The organism is Stenotrophomonas sp. SORGH_AS_0282, from assembly GCF_030818125.1.
Lineage (GTDB): Bacteria > Pseudomonadota > Gammaproteobacteria > Xanthomonadales > Xanthomonadaceae > Stenotrophomonas > Stenotrophomonas rhizophila_A.
The window spans coordinates 3,962,280-3,984,981 of record NZ_JAUTAB010000001.1 but is presented as its reverse complement, the minus strand read 5'-3'; the positions used below and the strand labels follow the sequence as shown (position 1 = coordinate 3,984,981).

Sequence of the window (22,702 nt, the reverse complement as noted above, 5' to 3'; positions counted from 1 at the left end):
AGCGATTACGCCACCTGCACGATATGCAGTGCCTTCGGGTTGCGCCACTGCGCCAGCAGCACCGCTTCACGCGCCTTGGCCTTGTGCAGGTGCGCTTCCTTTACATGCCCATAGCCGCGGATATGTTCCGGAATGCTGGCAATCTCGACCGCCAACGCAACGCGGTCATCGCTCAACCCTTCCAGCAGCAGTGCCACGGTCTGTTCGTAATCGGCAATCAGCTGGCGCTCGCCCCGGCGCTCTTCGGTGCGGCCGAAGATGTCGAACGTGCCACCGCGCAGGAACTTAAGCTTGGCCAGCAGCCCGAACGCCTTGAGCATCCACGGCCCGTATTCCTGCTTGATCAGGCGGCCCTGTTCGTCCTTCTTCGCGAACAGCGGCGGGGCCAGGTGGAAGTGCACCTGGAAATCGCCCTCGAACTGCTGCTGCAGGCGGCGCTGGAATTCGCCGCTGGTGTATAGGCGCGCCACTTCGTACTCGTCCTTGTAGGCCATGAGCTTGAAGTAGTAACGCGCCACGGTTTCGGTCAGCGCGGTGCTGCCGGCCTTGTCCCACTCCGCCGTGCGCACGCGGTCGACCAGCGTGCGGTAGCGCGCGGCATAGGCCGCGTCCTGGTACTCGGTGAGGAAGCGCACGCGGCGTTCCACCAGCTCATCCAGCGAACGCGACAGGCGCTCGTCATCCAGCGGCAGGAATGCCACGTCGCTGCCGCCGCCATGCCCGGGCAGGCCGCGCAGTTCGCGCTCGTCGCCGGTCTCGCGCGGTGCCGCGGTGGCGCCCCATTCGTTGCCTTCCCACTCGCCCGGCGGCAGGTCGTGCAGCGGGCCCGGGGTGCGCTCGGCATCGGTATGGCCGTTGCGGACCAGACCGGCGGCCTGCTGCACCGCCTGCGGATCCACGGCGGCCAGCCGGCCCCACGCGAATGCCTGCTGGTTCATCGCCACCGCTGCGCCATTGAGCTCGACCGCGCGCATCAGCGCCTCGAACGAGATCGGCACCAGCCCCTGCTGCCAGGCGTAGCCCAGGATGAACAGGTTGGAGGCAATCGCATCGCCCAGCAGCGCGGTGGCCAGCTGGGTGGCATCCAGCAGCAGCGGGTCGCGGCCGCCCAGCGCCACGCGGATGCCGGCAATGATGTCGGCCGCCGGGAACTGCATGTCCGGGCGGGTGGTGAAGGTGCCCGGCATGGCTTCATAGGTGTTGAGCACCACCTGCGAGCGCTCGGCGCGCACCTTCGACAGCGCCCAGTAGTCGTTGACCACCACCATGTCGCAGCCCACCACCAGGTCGGCTTCGCCGGCGGCGATGCGCACCGCATGGATGTCTTCCGGACGCTTGGCGATGCGGATATGGGTGGTGACCGCGCCACCCTTCTGGGCCAGTCCGGTCTGGTCGAGCACGCTGGCACCCTTGCCTTCCAGGTGCCCGGCCATGCCCAGCAGCGCGCCAATGGTCACCACGCCGGTGCCACCCACGCCGGTGATCAGGATGTTCCAGGGCTGCTCGAGCGTGGTGCGGAAGGTCGGCGCGGGCAGGTTGTCGAGCAGGCTGCTGCGCTCGCTACGCGAGCCCTTGCGCAGCGTGCCGCCGTGCACGGTGACGAAGCTGGGGCAGAAACCGGTGGTGCAGGAATAGTCCTTGTTGCAGTTGGACTGATCGATATCGCGCTTGCGCCCGAATTCGGTTTCCTTCGGCAGCACCGACACGCAGAAGCTCTTCTGGCCGCAGTCGCCGCAGCCCTCGCACACCAGCGAATTGACCACCACGCGCTTGGGCGGGTCCACCAGCTTGCCGCGCTTGCGCCGGCGGCGCTTCTCGGTGGCGCAGGTCTGTTCGTAGATCAGGATGCTGGTGCCCTTCACCTCGCGCAGCTGCTTCTGCACCGCATCCAGCTCGGCGCGGTCATGGAATTCCACGCCCTCGGGGAACAGCTCGCGCTTGTTCCACTTGCCGATCTCATCGCTCACCAGCACGATCGTCTGCACGCCTTCGGCGCGCATCTGGTGGGCGATCTGCGGCACGGTCAGGGTGCCGTCCACCGGCTGGCCGCCGGTCATGGCCACCGCGTCGTTGTAGAGGATCTTGTAGGTGATGTTGACCCCGGCGGCAATCGCCTGGCGGATCGCCAGCGAGCCACTGTGAAAATAGGTGCCATCGCCCAGGTTCTGGAACACGTGTTCGGTATCGGTGAACGCGGCCTGGCCGGCCCAGGTGACGCCTTCCCCGCCCATGTGGGTGAAGGTGTCGGTGCTGCGGTCCATCCAGGTGACCATGTAATGGCACCCGATCCCGCCCAGCGCACGCGAGCCTTCCGGCACGCGGGTGGAGGTGTTGTGCGGGCAGCCCGAGCAGTAATGCGGCACGCGCGGGAAGCTGGCACGCGGCAGTGCCAGTTCGGCCTCCTTGGCATCCATCCAGCGCAGGCGCTGTTCAATGGAGTCATTGGTGAAGAAGCGCTGAATGCGGCGGCCGATCACGCCGGCAATGGTGGCCGGGGTGAGTTCGTTGGTGGACGGCAGGATCCACTGGCCGGCTTCGTCGTACTTGCCGACGATGGACGGGCGCTGGCCCCAGCTGGCCGGCCAGTTGTAGAACTGCTCCTTCATCTGGCGCTCGATGAAGGCCCGCTTCTCCTCCACCACCACGATGTCTTCCAGCCCCTGGGCGAAGCGCGCGATGCCTTCCGGTTCCAGCGGCCAGGTCATGCCGACCTTGTACACGCGAATGCCGATGTCGGCGCAGGCGCGCTCGTCCAGGCCCAGGTACTCCAGCGCCTGCAGCACGTCCAGGTAGCTCTTGCCGGTGGTGACGATACCCAGCCGCGCACGCGGCGAATCCATCACCACCCGGTCGATGCCATTGGCCCGCGCGAACGCCTGGGCGGCCTTGACCGCATAGCGGTGCAGGCGCATTTCCTGGTCCAGCGGCGGGTCCGGCCAGCGGATGTTGAGCCCGCCGGCGGGCATTTCGAAGTCTTCCGGCAGCACGATCCGGCGCGCGAACGGGTCCACCTGCACCGACGCGGACGATTCCACCGTCTCGGCGATGGTCTTGAAGCCGATCCAGCGCCCGGTGTAACGGCTCATGGCCCAGCCGAGCAGGCCCATGTCCAGGATGTCCTGCACGCCGGCCGGGTTGAGCACCGGCATCATCGCGCTGACGAATTCATCTTCGCTGCCGTGGGGCAGGGTGGAGCTGCGGCAGGCGTGGTCGTCGGCGGCCAGCGCCAGCACGCCACCGTGCACGGACGTACCCGCCGCATTGGCGTGCTTGAACACATCGCCGCAGCGGTCCACGCCGGGGCCCTTGCCGTACCACATGCCGTACACGCCCTGGACCCTGGCCCCGGGGAACAGGTTGGTCTGCTGGGTGCCCCAGACCATGGTCGCGCCCAGATCCTCGTTGAGGCCGGGGGTGAACTTCACCTTCGCCGCCTCCAGGTGCTGGCGGGCGCGCCACAGTTCCAGGTCGAAGCCGCCCAACGGGCTGCCGCGGTAGCCGCTGATGAAGCCGGCGGTGTCCAGCCCGGCGGCCTGGTCGCGCAGCCGCTGCATCAGCGGCAGGCGTACCAGCGCCTGCACCCCGCTCAGGTAAATGCGGCCATCGGTACGGGTGTACTTGTGGTCCAGCGTGTAGCTGTCGTCCAGCGGCCCGGCAGGCAGGTTGGCGGACGAAGGCGAGGTGAGTTCGGCGGTACTGGTCATGGCTGGCCCGTGCTGACGGCTGGCACGGCCACCGCGAGGGCGGCCGGAAAGGGCGGAATTGTATCAGCCGGGCATTTTCTGGCCTTCGGGACTCGCACCGCGGGCGAGCTGCGGTTAGGATCGGGGAGGGAGGTTGTTGTGACAACCTGGGGGAGTTTGTATGGCAGTGGCAAGAAAGATGCTGACCGGCATGGTGCTGGCGGCGGGGATGAATGTGTTCGGGGCGGCAGCGCAATCGTTGCCGGCATTGCAGGAGTTCTACTTCGATGACGACGTGGCTGCGGTCACGCCCGTGGTCGTGCCGGCCGACAGCAGCGATGTCGTCGACCAGCTGATGAAACAACGCGAACGTGGCCGCAAGGCGCTGGAAGCCACCGTGCAGCTGGCCAGCGTGGCCTATGCACAGGGCCGCCCGGAGCTGGGCCGCGAGCTGTACGCCGATGCGGAAAAGAATGCGCCGGGTACCTCGGTGCCGGGCCGCATGGTGCGCTGGAACCATGGCTGGGATCTGTTCCGCCAGGGTGACGCCGAGGCGGCCCTGGTGCAGTGGCACAGCGCCCAGCAGGGTCTGCGCGGCAACGCATCGTGGGTGCCGCAGACCTACGCGCTGGCGTTGTGGACGCTGGGTCGCAAGGACGAAGCGGTGAAGTGGTACGCCGCCGCCGTGCGCACCGAGCCGCAGCGTTGGAGCACCAGCGACGGCTACGCGCAGGCACTGCCGGGCTGGCGTGACAGTGAACGTGCCACCTTGGCCGAAGTGCAGCAGGCCTGGGCGGCGCAGCCGCCGGCTTGGCCGTAACACCCGCAGGTTAGCCGGCTTCGACCCTGCTCGAAGCCGGTCGCCGCACCGTGCTGGAGCGTGGTCTATTCGTCCGCGCTGACGGTACGCCCGCGTGCCCAGTCGCGCAGGCCGTTGACCTGTTCGGCCATCAGCACCGACAGCGGGCGGCTGCCGCGGATCTCGGTCATCAGCAGCTCGGTGTCCAGCGCACGTTGTTCGGCATGTGCCGCGTACAGCCCGGCCACCACGGCCTGTTCGATTTCCGCTCCAGAGAAACCATCGCTGGCCGCCGCCAGCGCCGGCAGCGCGAAATCGTCGGCATTGAGCGTGCGCCGGCCCAGGTGCAGCCGCAGCAGCTCCACCCGGGTGTTGGCATCGGGCAGGTCGACGAAGAAGATCTCGTCGAAGCGGCCTTTGCGCAGCAGCTCCGGCGGCAGTTCATGCACCTGGTTGGCGGTGGCCACGATGAACACCTGGCTCTTGCGCTCGGCCAGCCAGGTCAGCAGGTGACCCAGCACGCGCCGGGACACGCCGCCGTCCTCGCCACCACTGGCCAGGCCCTTCTCGATCTCGTCGATCCACAGCACGCACGGCGCCAGCTGCTCGGCCGAGGCCAGCGCCTCGCGCAGGTTCTTCTCGGTTTCGCCGTGGAACTTGTCGTACAGGCTGCCGAAGTCCAGGCGCAGCAGCGGCACCCCGAAGCCGGCGGCGGTGGCTTTGGCCAGCATCGATTTGCCGCAGCCCTGCACGCCCAGCAGCAGCATGCCCTTGGGCGGGTCCAGCCCGGCCGGGCCCTGGCCGCCCAGGAACACCGGGCGACGCTGGTTGACCCAGCGCTTGAGCCGGTTGGCCCCGGCCACGTCGGCGAAGCGGGTGGTGTCGTATTCGTAATGCAGGTGCCCGGCGCGGTTGAGCAGCTCGAACTTCAGCTTCGCCAGCTGCGGCAGGTCGTCCTGGCTGATCGCACCGTCGGCGAAGATCAGCTGGCGGGCGATCCGCCGTGCATCCACCAGGCTCAGCCCACGCAGGTTGTGCAGGATCTTCTTGACCGCATCGTTGTCCACTTCGACCCGGCGGCCGCCGTTCTCTCGCGCATAGGCGGCCACTTCCTCGCGCAGCATCTTGAGCAGCGCGTTGGGGTCGGGCAGGCGCGGGTTGAAGCGGGTGGCCAGCGCCTCCAGCTCGGCCGGCAGCTCCACCTTGGCGCCGATCAGCACCAGTACGTGGGCCTCGCAGTGGCGGCGCTGGATCAGGTCGCGCAGCGCGCGCTGGTGGCTGGCATAGCCCAGGTAGGGGTGGAAATCGAGAAGCAGGTAGATGCCGCGCTGGTCGGCCTGGCGGATCATCTGCAGGGCCGAACTGGCATCGGGCGGGCCGACCGCGTCGTCCTCGCGGTCCATGTCGATCCGGCGCAGCCCTTCGGTGATGGACCAGCGGTGCAGGGCCCGCCAGACATGCATCAGGGTCTGCCGGAACAGCTCCACCACACGACCCTCGTCCTGGGTCTCGATCACGATCAGCGGGGTATTGGCGCGGATCAACGCGCTGAGGTCCTGTAACTCGCTCATGCCGGCATGCAGTCCATTGGATCGCGCACGATAGCAAAGCGGCGCGGGATGCAGGAGGTTCAGCCGCGCGACTATCTCCATCACGGAGGGCGGTGTACGCTCGGGTCACGTTCCCCGGAAGCAAGGCTGGCATGAAGACGATCCTGGTAGCCGGTTCCAAGGGTGGGGTGGGTAAATCCACCATTGCCACCCACCTGGCGGCGCAGGCCGCCCTGGCCGGCAAACGGACCGTACTGGCCGACGCCGACCCGCAAGGCTCCAGCACCCGCTGGGCAGAACGCCGTGCCGGGCTGGAAAGCGCGGTGCTGCCCATTGATGCCAGCGGCAAGCACCCGCTCAAACACGTACCTGACGATACCGAGGTGTTGGTCATCGATGCCCCCGCCGGCGCCCGGGCCGGTGAGCTGGACGCCTTCCTGGACGTGGCCGACGCGGTGGTGGTGCCGGTGCTGCCCTCGGCGCTGGACATCGAAGCCATCGTCGGCTTCCTGAACACCCTGTCCAAGGTGCCGCGCGTGCACAAGCGCAAGCTGCCGGTGGGGTTGGTGCTCAACCGCACCAAACCGTGGACCCAGACCTCCCGCCAGGCCGAGCAGATGCTGGAGGAGTGGCCGTACCCGGTCGTTGCCAAGCTGCGCGATACACAAGCCTACGTGGTCATGACCGGCCTGGGCCGAAGCATGTTCGATTACCGCTCCGCGCAGGTGCGCGAGCACCAGAGTGACTGGGAGCCACTGTTGAAGTGGTTGAAGATTGCCTGAGCCAGAAGAGAGCCTTATGCGAGAACTGATCCTGCTGCGCCACGCCCATGCCGAACCTGCGGGTACCGGTCAGGCCGACCTTGACCGGCCGTTGTCGTCGGTTGGCTTGGCCGAAGCCGAAGCCGCCGGCAAGTGGCTGAAAGAAAACAAGCTGCTGCCCGACTGCGTGCTGTGTTCACCGGCGCGGCGTACCCGCGAAACGCTGGAAGCCGTGCTGGGCATCACCGGGTATGCCGAACAGAAGCTGGAAGACGGCGTGTATGAGGCGACCCCCGGTGCACTGTTCGGCTTGGTAAGTGACCGTGCCGATGTGGAACGGCTGCTGGTCGTGGGCCACAACCCGGGGCTGGAGCAGTTCGTTCCGTTCCTGACCGATGGAACCAGCAGCGACTACCGTGGCATGCCGCCCGGCGGTATCGCGGTCCTTACCTTCGAGGGTGCCATCGAACCCGGTGCGGCCAGGCTGACCCAGTTCTGGTGGCCGTAAGCCGTGACAGCAGTACGAACCCTGTTGTGCTGTCTGCTCGGGCTGGCGGCGGGGGCGGCGCGTGCCGAACCCCCGGTGACGGCCCTGCCCCCGGCCCAGGCCGCACCCAGGCACGTGATGGAGCTGGATACGGCGCGCTCGCGCCTGGGCTTCGAGATCCGTACCCGGCTGGGCCAGCGTATCGAAGGGGTGTTCCCGCGCTTTGAAGGCCGCATCGACGTGCTGGCCGATGGCCGCCACCAGGTCCACCTGCGCATGTTCACCGGCTACGTGGAGATTCCCGGGAAGGACCGCTACACCGGCTGGATGCGGGGCGAGGAGTTCTTCGACGCCGGGCGCTACCCGGTGGTCGAGTTCGATTCGGTGCCCTACGACCCGCAGCTGGTCGAAAAGGGCGGCGGCATCCATGGCCGGCTGATCCTGCGCGGGGTATCCCACCCCGAGACCCTGCAGGTTGAAGCGGCGTCCTGCCCCCGGGCCGGGTATGATTGCGATGTGGTCAGCCGCGGTACCGTCCAGCGTGGCCGGTATGGAATGGACAGCTGGCAGCTAGCCCTGAGTGATCGAGTGACCTTCGTCCTGCGTGCGCGTCTCAACGAGGCGCTGAAACCGTGAATCCCCTGCTGCGGGTGATCGTGCTGGCAATCCTGTTGCTGGGCAGCGGCTGTGCGTCGCTGTCCAACGCGCAGCGCGAGCGCGCGGCCGGCATTGCGGCGCAGGCGCGTTCCCATGCGGTGGATTGCGACCAGCCCGACCGCTGTGCGCTCGATTCGCCGTTGCGCGCCCTGGGTGGGCAGGCCTTCAGCGAATCCACCGAAGCGGCGCCTCGCCATTACGCCACCATCCTGGACGAGGGCGAAACCGCGCTGGTGGCGCGCATCAACCTGATCCGCAGCGCCACCCGCAGCATCGACCTGCAGACCTACATCTTCGACAAGGACGACAGCGCCCGGCTGGTGCTGGACGAACTGCTGGCCGCCGCCCGGCGCGGCGTGAAGGTGCGGGTGCTGATCGACCAGCTCTCGGCGATCTCCGACCTGGAGATCCTGGCCGCGCTGGCCAGCAGCCACCAGAATTTCGAAATACGCGTCTACAACCCGACGTTCGGCAAGGCGCGGCTGAACTACGCCGATTACGCCGGCAGCGTGATCTGCTGTTTCCGCCGCTTCAACCAGCGCATGCACAACAAGCTGCTGGTGATCGACGATGCGCTGGGCGTGGTGGGCGGGCGCAATTACCAGGACGACTATTACGACTGGGACAGCGAATACAACTTCCGCGACCGCGACGTACTGCTGGCCGGCCCCGAAGCGCGCGGCATGGCAGCCAACTTCGATGCGTTCTGGCGGGCCCAGCGCAGCGTGCCGGCCGAGCGCCTGAACGATGTGGGCAATACCCTGCTCAAGCAGGGCGCCCCGGCCATGCCGCCGGCCGACTACCGCCGCCCGGCGCGGGTGGAACAGGTGATCGATGAGGCGATCGACCCGGCCTACATCCAGCGCATGTTCGTCGATACCGCGCTGCCGGTGCGCTCGGTCCGCTATGTGGCCGACCTGCCGCGCAAGCACCGCCGCGAGCGTGCCAGCCAGCCGGCCAACGGCCAGCACGTGACTGAGCCGCAGCTGGATTCGTTGATTGCCGGCGCGCAGAGCGAAGTGCTGCTGCAGACCCCGTACCTGGTGCTGTCCAAGCCGGCGCGCAAGTTGTTCGAGGCACTGCGCAAGCGCGAACAACCGCCGCGCATCGTGGTCTCCACCAACAGCCTGGCCGCCACCGACAACCCGATCGTCTACGCGCTGTCCTATAAGTACAAGCGCCGCAACATGCGCGAGCTGGGCTTCAACATCTACGAATTCAAGCCGTTCCCGCTGGATGCGCCGGTCGACTACCGCAACCTGGTGCCGGCCCCGCTGGGCACCACGCCCAGCACCGACAGCGGGCGCAGCAGCCTGTTGGGTGGCAGCGCGGCCGGCAGCAACGCGCGCAGCAGCGGCAGCAACCGGCGCAGGGCGGACACCGCGGGCGCCACCGCACCGCCCGTGGCGCAGGAAGACGCCGGCACCGTGCCAGCCACCGACGACGCCGGCGACCGCCCGCAGCCCACCCCCGGCCCGGCCGCGCGCCGCCGTACCGACGGCAGCGTGGTGGAGCGCCGCGTGCTGCGTGCCGAAACCCGGCCCTCGTTCCTGGGCACCAAGGCGGTGAACAAGCCGCTGCCGGTGACCCGCAGCGGCGCGCGCATGGGCCTGCACGCCAAATCGCTGGTGGTGGACCGCCGCATCGGCGTGATCGGCACCCACAACTTCGACCCGCGTAGCGAGAACTACAACACCGAAGGCGCGGTCATCATCGATGACCCGGCGTTTGCCGAAGCGCTGGCGCAGAGCATCCTGCGCGACATCCACCCGGAGAACTCCTGGGTGGTGGCGCCGCGGACCAAGCCGCCGGTGCTGTCGGGCCTGAACTACAGCGTGGGCAAGGCCTCCGAAGCACTGCCGGTGCTCGATTTCTGGCCGTGGCGTTACGCCACCGATTACGAATTCCAGCCCGGCCCGGAATGCCCGGAGCCGCTGCGCCGCCAGGACCCGGACTTCCACCGCTGCTATGTGGCCGTGGGCGATTTCCCCGAGGTCAACGTCGGCCCGAAGTGGCTGCTGGTGCGCATGCTCACCGCGTTCGGCGCCGGCCTGGTGCCCATCCTGTAATTACTCTTCGTTCCAAGGAAGCAGCGCATGTCCCAGGTATTCCGCGAGCCGGTTTCGATCGAGGCGCTCAACGCGCTCAGCCGCAACACCCTGATCGAACACCTTGGCATCGTCTTTACCGCCGCCGGTGACGACTGGGTCCAGGCCACCATGCCGGTCGACGCGCGCACCCGCCAGCCTTACGGCATCCTGCACGGGGGCGCCTCGGTGGTGCTGGCCGAAACCCTGGGCAGCAGCGCCGGCAACCTGTGCGTGGATACCCGCGAACAGGTCTGCGTGGGCCTGGAGATCAACGCCAACCACATCCGCGCCCAGCGCGGTGGCACCGTCACCGGTACCGCGCGGGCCGTGCACGTGGGCCGGAGCACCCACGTGTGGGACATCCGCATCGAAGACGAGGCCGGCAAGCTGGTCTGCACTTCGCGGCTGACCCTGGCCGTGGTCCCGGCGGTCCGCCCGGGCTGAGCCCGGCTTGACCTGCTGTGGCGGATGGCCCGCCACGCTGGCAGACCCCGCAGCGCTCGGGTATCGTTCGCGGATGACTTCCCCCCCTTCGGCCTCGCGTGGCGGCGTGGCGCGTGTGTGCCGTTACCTGTACCGCGTTCCCCTGCTGCTGGTCCACCTGCTGCTGTTCCTTCCGCTGCTCCTGGTCGGCATGCTGCCGCCGTGGGGCAACCTGCGCGTGGGCGGGCGTACGCTGGAGCACCTGCTGGTCAATGCCTGGTCGGGCGGGTTGATGTGGATCTTCGGCTTCCGCCTGCACCGCATCGGCACGCCGTTGCCGGGCGCGGTGCTGTTCGTGGCCAACCACGTCAGCTGGGTGGACATTTCCATGCTGCACAGCCAGCGCATGATGGGCTTCGTGGCCAAGCGCGAAATCGCCGGTTGGCCGGTGGTCGGCTGGCTGGCCGCACGCGGGCAGACCATCTTCCACCAGCGTGGCAGCACCGAATCGCTGGGCGGAGTGATGCAGCTGATGGTCGAGCGCCTGCAGCAAGGCAAGGCCGTGGGCGTGTTCCCGGAAGGGCGCACCCGCGGTGGCCATGAAGTGGGCCCGTTCCACGCCCGCATCTTCCAGGCCGCAGTGGAAACCCAGGTGCCGGTACAGCCGGTGGCGCTGCGCTACGGCGTGCGCGGCGACGCGCAGACCGTGGTCGCGTTCGGCGAGCGCGAAAGCTTCTTCGCCAACTTCCTTCGCCTGCTGGGGGAACCGGCACGGCGGGCCGAGGTGCACTTCCTCGCGCCCATTGGCACCCATGACCTGGAAGGCCGTCGCCGCATCGCGGAAACCTCGCGTGCGCGCATCGTGGCGGCCATGAACGCCCAATAGCGCGATGCTGACCGCTGCCGACTACTGTCCGCCGCGTTGGCTGCGCAACCCGCACCTGCAGTCGATGCTCAGCTCCAGCCGCATGCGCATGCAGCGCGGCCTGGTGCTGCTGGCCGCCACCGGCGCGCTCACCGAAGAGCTGATCCTGGATGGCGGCGAAGGCGTGCGCCTGCAGGGCTGGCACAGCCGCATCGAAGGCCGTGAGCCGGTCGGCATGGCGCTGCTGCTGCATGGCTGGGAAGGCAGTTCCGAATCCAGCTACATGCGCATGACCGCCGCGCGCATGCTCGAGGCCGGCTACGACGTGGTGCGCCTGAACTTCCGCGACCACGGCAACACCCACCACCTCAACCCCGGCATCTTCCACTCCAACCGCATCGACGAAGTGGTACAGGCCGCCGGCGACATTGCCCGGCGCTGGCCGCAGCTGCCGCTGGTGGCGGCCGGCTACTCGCTGGGCGGCAACTTCGTGCTGCGGCTGGCGCTGCGCGCGCCGTCGGCCGGGGTGCCGCTGCGGCGGGTGGCCTCGGTCTGCCCGGTGCTGGACCCGGCGATCACCATGGAAAGCATCGAAAACGGCCCGGCGATGTATGACTGGTACTTCCGCCGCAAATGGGCCGGCTCGCTGCGCCGCAAGCGCGACCTGTTCCCCGAGCTGAGCGACTGGGACGACCGCGTGCTGAAGCTGGACATCCGCGCGCTGACCGCCTGGCTGGTGGAACACCACACCGAATTCGGCACCCTGCAGGCTTACTTCGACGGCTATTCCATCGCCGGCGACCGCCTGTCGGGGCTGGAAGTGCCGGCCGACATCCTGATGGCCCAGGACGACCCGGTGATTCCCTACGCCACCTTCCACGGCTGGCGCCTGCCGGCCCATGCCCGGCTGGAAATCGCCCCATGGGGCGGCCACTGCGGGTTCCTGGAAAACTGGCGCGGCGATGGCTTCTCCGAACGCTGGGTGGCCCAGCGGCTGAGCCTGGAAGCGCTGCGCTGAGGGACGACCCGGCGCGCCGGCGCCGGTGTTCTACAATCGGGGTTTGACCCCAAGCCGGACCGTCATGCAAGACACTATTCTCCAAGCCCTGCGCCGCAACGCAGTGGAAGAAGCCGCGCAGCTGGCGCGCGAATGGATCCAGGCCGAGCCGGAGCAGCCGCAGGCGCACCGCTGGCTGGCCCTGGCGCTGCAGCAGCAGGGCCAGCACGACGCAGCACTGGCCAGCCTGCAGCGTGGGCTGGAGCTGGCCCCGGACAACGCCGAACTGCATCTGCAGCACGCCGGCCTGCTGCTGGCGCTGCGCCAGTTCGACGCCGCCAACAGCGCGCTGGACCGCACCGCAGAGCTCAATCCCAACGAACTGTCGGCCTACCTGATGCAGGCCCACCTGGCGTTGTCGCGCAACGATGTGGACGAGGCCGAGCGGATCACCCGCACCGCCGCGCGCGTCGAGGAAGACAACGCCGAAGTGGTGGCGCTGCAGGGCATGATCGCGCTGCGCCGCAATGATGCCGACCGTGCGCTGGCGCTGCTCTCGGCCGCCAGCCAGGCGCTGCCCAACGATGCACGTATCCTCTATGCGCTGGGCTTTGCCTACCTGGGCAAGGATCTGTTGGCGTTTGCCGAACAGGCCTTCCGCCGCGTGCTGGAGATCAACCCGGCCATCACTTCGCTGCAGGGCCTGCTGGTGCAGCTGGCCCTGCGCCAGGGCAATACCGAAAACGCCGCCGCCATCGTGGGCCAGGTGCTGGCCCAGCCCGAGACCGACACCCCGGCGATGCGCCGCCTGGCCGGCGAGCTGGCCCTGCAGTCGGGCCAGCCGCTGCAGGCGCTGGAACACCTGCTGCCGGTGCTGGAACAGTGGCCGGCCGACCGCCAGACCCTGCAGCTGCTGCTGATGGCCTGGCAGCGCCTGGGCCGCGAGCAGCAGGCCCGCGACACCCTGGATGCCACGCTGGAAACGCACCCGCAGGAACACAACCTGTGGATGGCCCGCCTGGCCATCGAAGTGGTCGGCAGTGCCGAGGCCGCCGCCGTGGCCGATCGCTGGATCGCGGCCGTGCCGGATCACCTGCCGGCGCTGGAAGCGCGCCTGCGCCTGCACGACATGGCCGGCGATGCCGCCGCCGCGGAAGCCATTGCGCGTCGGATCATTGCGCTGGAGCCCGGCCGCAGCAGCGGTGAAATGCGCGTGGTCGAGGCCCTGCTGGCGCGTGACCCGGCGGCGGCTGTGGCGCACGTGGAGCAGCTGATCGAGCAGGTTCCGGCCGAGGCCAAGCCGGGCCTGCGCGCCTGGCTGGGCGCGGTGCAGGACCGTGCCGGTCAGCACGCCGCCGCGCTGGCCACCTGGACCAGCCTGCATGCCAACGAAGCCTCCATGCGCTTGCCGTTGCCGCCGCAGGCCAAGGCCCCGTTGAGCTGGCCGGCGCTGGGCGAGGTTGCCGCCGACGCCGGCAGTCGCCCCATGTTCGTATGGGGCGCGCCGGGTTCGGGCGTAGAGCGGGTCGTCGCCGCTATCGCGGCGGCCAGCCCGGTGGTGCGTGGCGATCGCTTCAGTCCCAACCCGCCCAATGATGCGTTCCAGAGCTACCACGCGCTGCAGGACCTCTCCACCGGCAAGCTGGCGCCGGAGCAGCTGGTGGCGCAGTGGCGCGCCGCCCTGCCCGAACGCGGCCTGGCCGATGGCAACGTGATCGACTGGCTGCTCTGGTGGGACAACGCGCTGCTGTGGGCGCTGCGCCCGCAGCTGCCCGAAGGCCGCCTGCTGCTGGTGCTGCGCGACCCGCGTGACATGCTGCTGGAGTGGCTGGCACACGGCGCACCGGCACCTTTTGCGGTGAACTCGGTGCACGAAGTGGCCGAGTGGCTGGCGCGCGCACTTGCCCAGATCGCAACGCTGCACGAGCAGGACCTGTACCCGCACGCGGTGGTGCGCGTCGACGAGATCGGCAACGACCCGGCCGCCATGGCCGAGCATCTGGGCCGCTTGTTCGGCGTGCATTTCCCGCCCGCGCAGACCCTTGGCCCGGCGCGCTTCCCGGCCGGCCACTGGCGCCAGTACAGCGAGGTCCTGTCTGCCGCGTTCGCCCAGCTCACCCCGGTTGCGGTGCGGCTTGGCTATACCGAAGCGTAAGGAGACCCTGATGAAACTCACCAGTACCCGCCTGCGCAACGGCGCGCCGATCGACAGCAGCTTCGCCGCAGGTGATGCCAACGGCTTCGCCGCCAACCGCAACCCGCCGCTGGCCTGGAGCGAGGTGCCCGAGGGCACCCGTTCGTTTGCCCTGTTGTGCATCGACCCGGACGTGCCCACGGTGCCGGAAACGGTGGGCCGCAGCGACTGCAGCGTGCCCGTCGACCAGCCACGTGCCGACTTCACCCACTGGGCGATGGCCGACATTCCGGCCGACCTGCGCGAGATCGCCGAAGGCAGCTGCAGCGATGGCTTCACCGCCAAGGGCAAGCCGCAGCCTGCCGGCCCGGCCGGTGCGCGCCAGGGCCTGAACGATTTCACAGGCTGGTTCGCCGGCAACCCGGACATGGCCGGCCAGTACCTGGGCTACGACGGCCCGTACCCGCCGTTCAACGACGCGCGCGTGCACCGTTACTTCTTCCGCCTGTTCGCGCTGGACGTGGCCACGCTCGAGCTGCCCACGCCGTTCACCGCTGCCGACGTGCACAAGGCCATGCACGGCCACGTGCTGGCCGAAGCCGCATTGCACGGCACGTACACGCTCAACCCGGCGTTGGCGTAAAAAAAGCCGCCCGATCGATCATCGGGCGGCACAGTGCATCGGTAGCGCCGGCCGTTGGCCGGCCCACGCAATGCTGGTCACTTCTCGGTCGCAGACTCCACGACCATATCCAGCACATACGCCTTCGACGACGCATCGGCCGGCGGGTTGGCCACGTTGAAGCGCTTCACCCGCAGCACGTTGCGCGTGCCGGCTTCATGGGTATAGCCCTCGATCACGTCGTAGAAGTTCTCGAACGCGCCCGGCGTACCCTGCTTGATCCCCTTGTCGTCGAAGTGGATCTCACGGGTCTGCAGGCACTGCTTGTCGCGGATCATCGGGTGCGGGCACGGCTTGGTCTGCGCGGCCACCTCGATGAAGATCGTCTCGCCCGGGCCGCCGAAGCGGGTTTCGGCGGTGGGTTGCGGGCTGAACACCAGCACGTCACCGCTGGCGGTGCGCAGGGTGAGCTGGCCTTCGCCGCCCAGCTCGGTCTTCAGCGCGCCTTCCAGCCGCGAACCCACCGCCTGGTCCAGCGCCATCAGCGCCTTGTCGGTGCAGGCCATCATGGTCGAGGCCATCGGCGAAACGGTCAGCGTGCCGTCGGCCAGGGTGTAGCCGCCGCCCATGCGGTTGCAGGTATTGCTCACGGCCAGGCGGCCATCGATGAAGTCCAGCGTGACCGGCTTGTCGGCGCGCGCGAACAGCGCATCGATGCGCTTGCCGGCGCTGTCGGTGGCGCTGTCGAGCACCCAGTGGTTGCCCTGCAGGCGCTGCACGTCCAGCTGCACGGCGGCCTTCTGGTCGGCGGCGGCGGTCGGGGCCGGGGCGAGGTCGTCGCGGCCGGGGCCGGAGGGGGCCTGGCTGGAGGGGTTGCTGCACGCAGCCAGCAGGGCCAGCGGCAGGATCAGCATCAGGTTGCGGGTGGTTTTCATGGGACATCTCCTTGGGAACCCGGGGAAGAACGCTGGAGCACCCCGGGTGGGGTTGCGGCGGCGCGGCGCTGTTCAGTTCCCGGCAGGCAGGAACAGCAGCAGGCCCGCACCGAGTGCGATCCGGTAGAACGCAAACGCCGTGAAGCGGTGGGCCTTGATGTAGCCCAGCAGCCACTTCACTACGACGAAGCCGGTGATGACGGCGGCAACGAAGGCCACGCCCACGTCGGCCCAGTTCTCGCTGGCCAGCCTGCCGTCCTTGGCCAGTTCCAGGAATGCGTAGCCACTGGCGGCGAACATGGTGGGAATACCCACCAGGAACACGAATTCAGTGGCGGCCGCGCGCCGGCTCAGGCCGAACAGCATGGCGATGAAGATTGCCGCCGCCGACCGCGAGGTGCCCGGGAACACGCCCGCCACCACCTGCGCCAGGCCAACCAGCACCGCCACCTTCCAGGTCACCTCGTCGCGGTCGGGCAGGCGCGCGGTGCGCGCTTCCACCAGGATCATCCAGATACCGCCGATGATCAGCGCCCACGCCACCGGGGTCACCGTTTCGGGCAGCTCCCAGCCGGCCAGCCGGACCGGCAGGCCCACGATCGCGGTCACCAGGAACGCGGTGCCCAGCTTGAGCACGTAATCGCGGTTGGCGCGGTCGTGCAGGCCGGTGGCCAGCGTCCACAACCGCTGGCGGAACACCAGGGTGATGGCCAGGATCGCACCGGCCTGGATCACGATGTTGAAGAAGTCCGAGCGTGCGCCCAGCCAGTGCTGGGCGATCAGCAGGTGGCCGGTGCTGGAAATCGGCAGGAATTCGGTGAGGCCTTCAAGGATGCCCAACAGCAGGGCGGAGAACAGATCGGACATCGGCGGGCAATTGCTCGAAAAATGAAGGGGTAGAGCCGGGCCGTGCCCGGCTGGTGCGGTGAAATCATAAAACATCACAACCCGCACCAAATGTGTGCATGGTGCGGCCATTGCACCGCAATGGTGCGCCGCGTTCAGCGTCCATCCGGGTGCACGCCGTGTGAAATCAATCACTTGTGCGCCACGAAAAGTTGGCACGGGGATTGCTCTATCCACACAGGCAATCACCCATCTGAGGTTTCACCGATGTCCGTGGAAAATGTTGAGAAGCTGATCAAGGACAACCAGATCGAGTTCATCGACCTGCGTTTTGTCGACATGCGCGGTGTGGAACAGCACGTCACCTTCCCGGTCAGCATCGTGGAACCGTCCCTGTTCGAAGAAGGCAAGATGTTCGACGGCAGCTCCATCGCCGGCTGGAAGGGCATCAATGAGTCCGACATGGTCCTGCTGCCGGACCCGGCCAGCGCCTACGTCGACCCGTTCTACCAGCACCCGACCCTGGTGATCAGCTGCGACATCCTCGACCCGGCCACCATGCAGCCGTACGGCCGCTGCCCGCGCGGCATCGCCAAGCGCGCCGAGGCCTACCTGAAGTCCTCCGGCATTGCCGAGCAGGCCTTCTTCGGCCCGGAGCCGGAGTTCTTCATCTTCGACTCCGTCCAGTTCGCCAACGACATGGGCAACACCTTCTTCAAGATCTCCTCCGAAGAAGCCGCCTGGAGCACCGGCGACAAGTTCGACGGCGCCAACAGCGGCTACCGTCCGGCCGTCAAGGGCGGCTACTTCCCGGTCCCGCCGACCGATTCGCTGCACGACCTGCGCGCTGAAATGTGCAAGACGCTGGAACAGGTCGGCATTGAAGTCGAAGTGCAGCACCACGAAGTGGCCACCGCCGGCCAGTGCGAAATCGGCACCAAGTTCAGCACCCTGGTGCAGAAGGCCGACGAACTGCTGCGCATGAAGCACGTCATCAAGAACGTGGCCCACCGCAATGGCAAGACCGCCACCTTCATGCCCAAGCCGATCGTCGGCGACAACGGCAGCGGCATGCACGTGCACCAGTCGCTGTCCAAGGGCGGCACCAACCTGTTCTCCGGCGACGGCTACGGCGGCCTGAGCCAGCTGGCGCTGTGGTACATCGGCGGCATCTTCAAGCACGCCAAGGCCATCAACGCCTTCGCCAACTCCGGTACCAACAGCTACAAGCGCCTGGTGCCGGGCTTCGAAGCCCCGGTCATGCTGGCCTATTCGGCCCGCAACCGCTCGGCCTCGTGCCGCATTCCGTGGGTGTCCAACCCGAAGGCGCGCCGCATTGAAATGCGCTTCCCCGATCCGATCCAGTCCGGCTACCTGACCTTCACCGTACTGATGATGGCCGGCCTGGACGGCATCAAGAACCAGATCGACCCGGGCGCACCGAGCGACAAGGACCTGTACGACCTGCCGCCGGAAGAAGAGAAGCTGATCCCGCAGGTGTGCTCCAGCCTGGACCAGGCCCTGGAAGCGCTGGACAAGGACCGCGAGTTCCTCAAGGCCGGCGGCGTGATGACCGACGACTTCATCGATGGCTACATCGCGCTGAAGATGCAGGAAGTGACCCGCTTCCGCGCCGCCACGCACCCGCTCGAATACCAGATGTACTACGCCAACTGAGCAACAGGTGGCGATGCCGAAGGACTTCCCTCCCACCTTCGTCATCGCCACCGCTTCTGCACCAACGCGCCATGGCTGGGGAGCCAAAACGCGGCAACACGCACCACGCGGCATTCCGCACGCACCACGCGACAATCCGCACGCACCACCCGGTAGAGCCGACTGTTAGTCGGCTGCTTCTGCCGCACCACCAGGGGAAAAGAGAGACCGGACGCGCAGCATGGGCCACACCTCCCTCCCGCGTCATCGCGGTCCATGCAGCGTTCGGCGCAACAACCGGTGGCCATGTGCAAGTGGCCGCCGGTTGACCTGACATCGGCCTGCCCTGCAGGCCGGTTCCATCCACCATCGGGACATGCGCATGAAACTGATCTCCGCCATCATCCGGCCGTTCAAGCTCGACGAGGTCCGCGAGGCCCTCTCCGATGCGGGCGTGTCGGGCATTACCGTGACTGAAGTAAAAGGCTTCGGTCGCCAGAAGGGACACACCGAGTTGTATCGCGGCGCCGAGTACGTCGTGGATTTCCTGCCCAAGATCAAGATCGAAACCGTGGTCACCGACGAACGCCTGGACGCGGTGGTTGAAGCGATCCAGAACGCGGCCGGCACCGGCAAGATCGGCGACGGCAAGATCTTCGTCACCGCCGTTGAACAGGTCATCCGCATCCGCACCGGCGAAATCGGCGCGGACGCGCTCTAACCCCACTCGGAGCCCACAATGAAGACTTCCTTGTTCACCGGGTGGCAAGCCCGGTTCCACGCGGTGTGCCTGTTGATGCTGTTCAGCGCGCTGGCGGTGGGTGCCTTCTCAGGCACCGCGCATGCCCAGGCCCAGGTCAGCCCCGCACCATCGGAAGCTGTTGCCGTCGAACCGCTGCCCGGCCCGGAAGCCGCGGCCCCGGCCGCCGCCGCGGAAGCTGCCGCAGCGCCCACCTTCGACCATGGCGACGTCGCCTGGATGCTCACCTCCACCCTGCTCGTGCTGCTGATGGTGGTGCCTGGCCTGGCCCTGTTCTACGGCGGCCTGGTCCGCTCCAAGAACGTACTGTCCGTCCTCAGCCAGATCCTGGTGGTGTTCTCGCTGGTGCTGATCCTGTGGGTGGCCTATGGCTACAGCGCGGTGTTCAGCGAAGGCAACGCCTTCTTCGGCTCGTTCACCCAGTTCGCCTTCCTGAAGGGCTTTGCGCCCGATTCGGTGGGTAACACCCCGATCAAGGGCCTGCCGGATTACCTGTTCGTCGCCTTCCAGTCCACCTTCGCCGGCATCACCACCGCGCTGATCGTCGGTGCGTTCGCCGAACGCATCAAGTTCAAGGCGGTGCTGCTGTTCTCGGCACTGTGGTTCACCCTGAGCTACATCCCGATGGCCCACATCGTGTGGGGCGGCGGTTACCTCGGCGCAATGGGCGCGATCGACTTCGCCGGTGGCACCGTGGTGCACATCAACGCGGGCGTGGCCGGCCTGGTCGCCGCGTACTTCGTCGGCAAGCGCATCGGCTACGGCCAGACCGCCCTGAAGCCGCACAACGTGCCGTTCACCTACATCGGCGCGATGCTGCTGTGGGTGGGCTGGTTCGGCTTCAATGCCGGCTCGGCTGCTGCTGCCGACACCGTGGCATCGCTGGCCTTCATCAACACCATCCTCGCCACCGCCGCTGCGGTGCTGGGCTGGACCCTGGTCGAAGCGGTCAGCAAGGGCAAGCCGTCCGCGCTGGGCGCGGCGTCCGGCGCGGTCGCCGGGCTGGTCGGCATTACCCCGGCGTGCGGCACCGTGGGTCCGCTGGGTGCGATCGTGATCGGCCTGGTCACCGGCGTGGTGTGCGTGTGGGGCGTCACCGGCCTCAAGCGCCTGCTCAAGGTTGATGACACCGCCGACGTGTTCGGTGTGCACGGCGTCGGCGGCATCGTCGGCGCGCTGCTCACCGGTGTGTTCAGCGCGCAGTCGCTGGGCGGCACCAAGGCCGACCTCGACATCGGCCACCAGGTATGGGTGCAGCTGGTCAGCGTGGGCTTCACCATCGCCTGGTGCGCGGTCGTCACCGTCGCCATCCTGCTGGTGGTGCGCCTGGTGTTCGGCCTGCGCGTCACCGAGGAAGCCGAGCGCACCGGTCTGGACGTCACCTCGCACGGCGAGTCCGCTTACGAGGTCTGATAGAGGTCACAGTTTCTTCGGGGTTACACCATTGCGGTAATGCACGTTGACCATTGACGTTGCTACCGGCGGTCTTCGGGCCGCCGGTTTTTTTATGCCCGCGCACGCCCCGGGCGATGTCTCACTTTCACGCGCGATGCGTAGTTTTCCTACAAACGAAAGGGAGGATCCAGAGCTGTTTCGGATCGCAGGGTTGCTTTAAAGTTCCCCGCCCGCCGGCCGTTTCAGGATCGGAGGCATCAGAATTTTCTGCCAGGGAAGCGCGTGAACGTGGATCAGGGACGTATCGAACGCAGCCGTGCGCTGCGCTGGCCGTTGGCCGTGGCCGTGGCCGTGGCAATCGCCTGCCTGCCGGCCGCCGCCGTTGCACAGGTGGCCGGGCCGTCAGACCAGGAACTGCTGCGCCAGCAGGAGCGTGAGCGGGTGCTGCGCGAGCAGCAGGAAACCACGCCTGACGTACGCCTGCAGGCAGCCCCGGAAGAAGCCGTCGGTCGCCTGCCGGTCGACGAATCGCCCTGTTTCACCATCAACCACATCGTGCTCGACGGTGAACTGGCCGAACGCTTCGGTTGGGCGCTGAAGGCCGCCGATCCGCGCAACGATCGCGCCACCGGGCGCTGCCTCGGCACCGGTGGCGTGGACATCGTGATGAAGCGCGTGCAGAACGCGATCATCGCCCGCGGCTTCGTCACCACCCGCATCCTTGCCGCCCCGCAGGACCTGAAGACCGGCACGCTCACGCTGACGGTGGTCCCAGGGCGCATCCACGCGGTCCGCTTCGCCAGCGGTGAAGGACGCACCCCGGCTCTGTGGAACGCACTGGCGGTCGGCCCCGGCGACCTGCTCAACCTGCGCGACATCGAACAGGCGCTGGAAAACCTGCAGCGCGTGCCGACCGCCACCGTGGACATCCAGATCGCACCGCCGCAGGAAGGCGAACAGGCCCGGCCCGGTGAGAGCGACCTGCTCATCAGCTGGAGCCAGCGCGCGCCCGTGCGCCTCAACCTGACCCTGGACGACGCCGGCAGCACCTCCACCGGCAAGCTGCAGGCCGGTGCCACGGTGTCGCTGGACAACCTGGCCGGGATCAGCGACCTGTTCTATTTCAACGCCGGCAAGTCCGTGTTCAACGGCAGCGCACGCGGCACCGACAGCTGGGCCGCGCACTACAGCGTGCCCATGGGGTGGTGGCTGCTGGGTGCCAACGCCAGCGAGTACGACTACCAGCAGACCGTGGCCGGCGCGTTCGAGACGTACGAATACAGCGGCTCCAGCCGCAACGCCGAACTGCGCCTCACCCGCATGCTGTTCCGCAACGCGCGCGCAAAGACCAGCATGCACGCGCGCGGCTGGTACCGCGAATCGGACAACTTCATCGACGACACCGAAATCCTGGTGCAGCGCCGGCGCATGGCCGGCTGGGAACTCGGGCTCGCCCACCGCCAGTTCATCGGCAAGGCCACCCTGGACGGCAACCTGGCATACCGACGTGGTACCGGCGCGTTCGATGCGCTGCACGCACCGGAGGAGGGGTTCGGCGAAGGCACCGCGCGCGGCAAGGTGGTCACCGCCGATGCGCAGCTCACCGTGCCGATGCAGTGGGGCAGCCAGGCCGTGCGCTACACCGGCAGCTGGCGCGCGCAGTGGAACCGCTCGCGGCTGGTCCCGCAGGACCGCTTCTCCATCGGCGGCCGCTACACCGTGCGTGGCTTCGACGGTGAAGTCTCGCTCACCGGTGAGCGCGGCTGGCTGCTGCGCAATGAGCTGGCGTTCGCGCTCGGCGGCGCAGTGGAGAGCTACGTGGCGATCGACCACGGCCAGGTCAGCGGCCCGTCCACCGGATGGCTGCTCGGCGACCGCCTCACCGGCATGGCGCTGGGCCTGCGCGGTGGCACCCGCCACGTGCAATGGGAAGGCTTCGTGGGCAGCCCGCTGGACAAGCCCGCCGGTTTCCAGACCGCCTACACCACCTTTGGCATGAATCTCGGCGTCTCGTTCTGACGTCCGTCGTACGGTACTGCGCA

The 22,702-nt window shown here is 67.9% G+C and carries 18 protein-coding genes; 14 read left to right on the top strand and 4 right to left on the bottom strand.

Annotation, left to right across the window (positions count from 1 at the left end; all coding sequences use genetic code 11):
• Nucleotides 1–5: 5 nt before the first annotated feature.
• The gene (locus QE395_RS18030; RefSeq protein ID WP_306990217.1) at nt 6–3,704 is read right to left on the bottom strand and encodes an indolepyruvate ferredoxin oxidoreductase family protein; all 3,699 of its coding nucleotides are present in this window, start codon (nt 3,702–3,704) and stop codon (nt 6–8) included.
• Between the two features lie 160 nt (nt 3,705–3,864).
• Between QE395_RS18030 and QE395_RS18025 the strand changes: the two genes are divergently transcribed.
• A complete protein-coding gene (locus QE395_RS18025) occupies nt 3,865–4,503 on the top strand; it encodes a tetratricopeptide repeat protein (protein ID WP_184126281.1) in 639 nt (212 codons plus the stop codon).
• Nucleotides 4,504–4,568: 65 nt separating this feature from the next.
• On the opposite strand, the gene QE395_RS18020 is transcribed toward QE395_RS18025, so the two are convergent.
• On the bottom strand, nt 4,569–6,053 hold the full coding sequence (locus QE395_RS18020; protein ID WP_068848215.1) for an AAA family ATPase: 1,485 nt from the start codon (nt 6,051–6,053) through the stop codon (nt 4,569–4,571).
• A gap of 131 nt (nt 6,054–6,184) precedes the next feature.
• Between QE395_RS18020 and QE395_RS18015 the strand changes: the two genes are divergently transcribed.
• The 9 genes from QE395_RS18015 to QE395_RS17975 all read left to right on the top strand — a co-directional run bounded on the left by QE395_RS18015 (nt 6,185) and on the right by QE395_RS17975 (nt 15,089).
• The gene (locus QE395_RS18015; RefSeq protein WP_093535299.1) at nt 6,185–6,814 is read left to right on the top strand and encodes a ParA family protein; all 630 of its coding nucleotides are present in this window, start codon (nt 6,185–6,187) and stop codon (nt 6,812–6,814) included.
• 16 nt (nt 6,815–6,830) lie between these two features.
• Complete coding sequence (locus QE395_RS18010) at nt 6,831–7,301, top strand: histidine phosphatase family protein (RefSeq protein WP_306990212.1); 471 nt, start codon at nt 6,831–6,833, stop codon at nt 7,299–7,301.
• A gap of 117 nt (nt 7,302–7,418) precedes the next feature.
• On the top strand, nt 7,419–7,916 hold the full coding sequence (locus QE395_RS18005) for a YceI family protein (RefSeq protein ID WP_095362457.1): 498 nt from the start codon (nt 7,419–7,421) through the stop codon (nt 7,914–7,916).
• Nucleotides 7,913–10,006, top strand: coding sequence for a phospholipase D family protein (locus tag QE395_RS18000; protein WP_306990210.1), 2,094 nt, complete (start codon nt 7,913–7,915; stop codon nt 10,004–10,006). Before QE395_RS18005 ends, QE395_RS18000 begins: the two co-directional genes overlap by 4 nt.
• 27 nt (nt 10,007–10,033) lie before the next feature.
• Nucleotides 10,034–10,471, top strand: a complete 438-nt coding sequence (locus QE395_RS17995; protein ID WP_068848225.1) for a hotdog fold thioesterase — start codon at nt 10,034–10,036, stop codon at nt 10,469–10,471.
• 73 nt (nt 10,472–10,544) lie between these two features.
• The gene (locus QE395_RS17990; RefSeq protein ID WP_095362459.1) at nt 10,545–11,336 is read left to right on the top strand and encodes a lysophospholipid acyltransferase family protein; all 792 of its coding nucleotides are present in this window, start codon (nt 10,545–10,547) and stop codon (nt 11,334–11,336) included.
• 4 nt (nt 11,337–11,340) lie between these two features.
• Complete coding sequence (locus QE395_RS17985) at nt 11,341–12,333, top strand: alpha/beta fold hydrolase (protein ID WP_095362460.1); 993 nt, start codon at nt 11,341–11,343, stop codon at nt 12,331–12,333.
• 64 nt (nt 12,334–12,397) lie between these two features.
• Nucleotides 12,398–14,467 (top strand): tetratricopeptide repeat protein, encoded by a 2,070-nt coding sequence (locus QE395_RS17980; protein ID WP_210132965.1) that lies wholly within the window; start codon nt 12,398–12,400, stop codon nt 14,465–14,467.
• 10 nt (nt 14,468–14,477) lie between these two features.
• Entirely contained in the window at nt 14,478–15,089 is a 612-nt protein-coding gene (locus tag QE395_RS17975) for a YbhB/YbcL family Raf kinase inhibitor-like protein (RefSeq protein ID WP_095362462.1), read from the top strand.
• 77 nt (nt 15,090–15,166) lie between these two features.
• On the opposite strand, the gene QE395_RS17970 is transcribed toward QE395_RS17975, so the two are convergent.
• Nucleotides 15,167–16,003 (bottom strand): META and DUF4377 domain-containing protein, encoded by an 837-nt coding sequence (locus QE395_RS17970; RefSeq protein ID WP_306990205.1) that lies wholly within the window; start codon nt 16,001–16,003, stop codon nt 15,167–15,169.
• Between the two features lie 72 nt (nt 16,004–16,075).
• Entirely contained in the window at nt 16,076–16,870 is a 795-nt protein-coding gene (locus QE395_RS17965) for an undecaprenyl-diphosphate phosphatase (RefSeq protein WP_184126273.1), read from the bottom strand.
• A gap of 246 nt (nt 16,871–17,116) precedes the next feature.
• Here QE395_RS17965 and glnA point away from each other — a divergent pair, with 246 nt between their 5' ends.
• The 4 genes from glnA (at nt 17,117) to QE395_RS17945 (ending at nt 22,679) form a co-directional block, all read left to right on the top strand.
• Nucleotides 17,117–18,526: a type I glutamate--ammonia ligase gene (gene glnA, locus QE395_RS17960; RefSeq protein ID WP_184126272.1), complete on the top strand. Its 1,410-nt coding sequence runs from the start codon at nt 17,117–17,119 to the stop codon at nt 18,524–18,526.
• 361 nt (nt 18,527–18,887) lie between these two features.
• The gene (locus QE395_RS17955; RefSeq protein WP_068854487.1) at nt 18,888–19,226 is read left to right on the top strand and encodes a P-II family nitrogen regulator; all 339 of its coding nucleotides are present in this window, start codon (nt 18,888–18,890) and stop codon (nt 19,224–19,226) included.
• A gap of 18 nt (nt 19,227–19,244) precedes the next feature.
• The gene (amt, locus tag QE395_RS17950) at nt 19,245–20,678 is read left to right on the top strand and encodes an ammonium transporter (protein ID WP_184126271.1); all 1,434 of its coding nucleotides are present in this window, start codon (nt 19,245–19,247) and stop codon (nt 20,676–20,678) included.
• Between the two features lie 264 nt (nt 20,679–20,942).
• Nucleotides 20,943–22,679, top strand: coding sequence for a ShlB/FhaC/HecB family hemolysin secretion/activation protein (locus tag QE395_RS17945; protein WP_306990200.1), 1,737 nt, complete (start codon nt 20,943–20,945; stop codon nt 22,677–22,679).
• Nucleotides 22,680–22,702: the final 23 nt, after the last annotated feature.

What these genes read in the sequence shown, in the direction of transcription:
- QE395_RS18030 (WP_306990217.1), bottom strand. Translation starts at nt 3,704, where the DNA reads ATGACCAGTACCGCCGAACTCACCTCGCCTTCGTCCGCCAACCTGCCT.
- QE395_RS18025 (WP_184126281.1), top strand. Translation starts at nt 3,865, where the DNA reads ATGGCAGTGGCAAGAAAGATGCTGACCGGCATGGTGCTGGCGGCGGGG.
- QE395_RS18020 (WP_068848215.1), bottom strand. Translation starts at nt 6,053, where the DNA reads ATGAGCGAGTTACAGGACCTCAGCGCGTTGATCCGCGCCAATACCCCG.
- QE395_RS18015 (WP_093535299.1), top strand. Translation starts at nt 6,185, where the DNA reads ATGAAGACGATCCTGGTAGCCGGTTCCAAGGGTGGGGTGGGTAAATCC.
- QE395_RS18010 (WP_306990212.1), top strand. Translation starts at nt 6,831, where the DNA reads ATGCGAGAACTGATCCTGCTGCGCCACGCCCATGCCGAACCTGCGGGT.
- QE395_RS18005 (WP_095362457.1), top strand. Translation starts at nt 7,419, where the DNA reads ATGGAGCTGGATACGGCGCGCTCGCGCCTGGGCTTCGAGATCCGTACC.
- QE395_RS17995 (WP_068848225.1), top strand. Translation starts at nt 10,034, where the DNA reads ATGTCCCAGGTATTCCGCGAGCCGGTTTCGATCGAGGCGCTCAACGCG.
- QE395_RS17990 (WP_095362459.1), top strand. Translation starts at nt 10,545, where the DNA reads ATGACTTCCCCCCCTTCGGCCTCGCGTGGCGGCGTGGCGCGTGTGTGC.
- QE395_RS17985 (WP_095362460.1), top strand. Translation starts at nt 11,341, where the DNA reads ATGCTGACCGCTGCCGACTACTGTCCGCCGCGTTGGCTGCGCAACCCG.
- QE395_RS17980 (WP_210132965.1), top strand. Translation starts at nt 12,398, where the DNA reads ATGCAAGACACTATTCTCCAAGCCCTGCGCCGCAACGCAGTGGAAGAA.
- QE395_RS17975 (WP_095362462.1), top strand. Translation starts at nt 14,478, where the DNA reads ATGAAACTCACCAGTACCCGCCTGCGCAACGGCGCGCCGATCGACAGC.
- QE395_RS17970 (WP_306990205.1), bottom strand. Translation starts at nt 16,003, where the DNA reads ATGAAAACCACCCGCAACCTGATGCTGATCCTGCCGCTGGCCCTGCTG.
- QE395_RS17965 (WP_184126273.1), bottom strand. Translation starts at nt 16,870, where the DNA reads ATGTCCGATCTGTTCTCCGCCCTGCTGTTGGGCATCCTTGAAGGCCTC.
- glnA (WP_184126272.1), top strand. Translation starts at nt 17,117, where the DNA reads ATGTCCGTGGAAAATGTTGAGAAGCTGATCAAGGACAACCAGATCGAG.
- QE395_RS17955 (WP_068854487.1), top strand. Translation starts at nt 18,888, where the DNA reads ATGAAACTGATCTCCGCCATCATCCGGCCGTTCAAGCTCGACGAGGTC.
- amt (WP_184126271.1), top strand. Translation starts at nt 19,245, where the DNA reads ATGAAGACTTCCTTGTTCACCGGGTGGCAAGCCCGGTTCCACGCGGTG.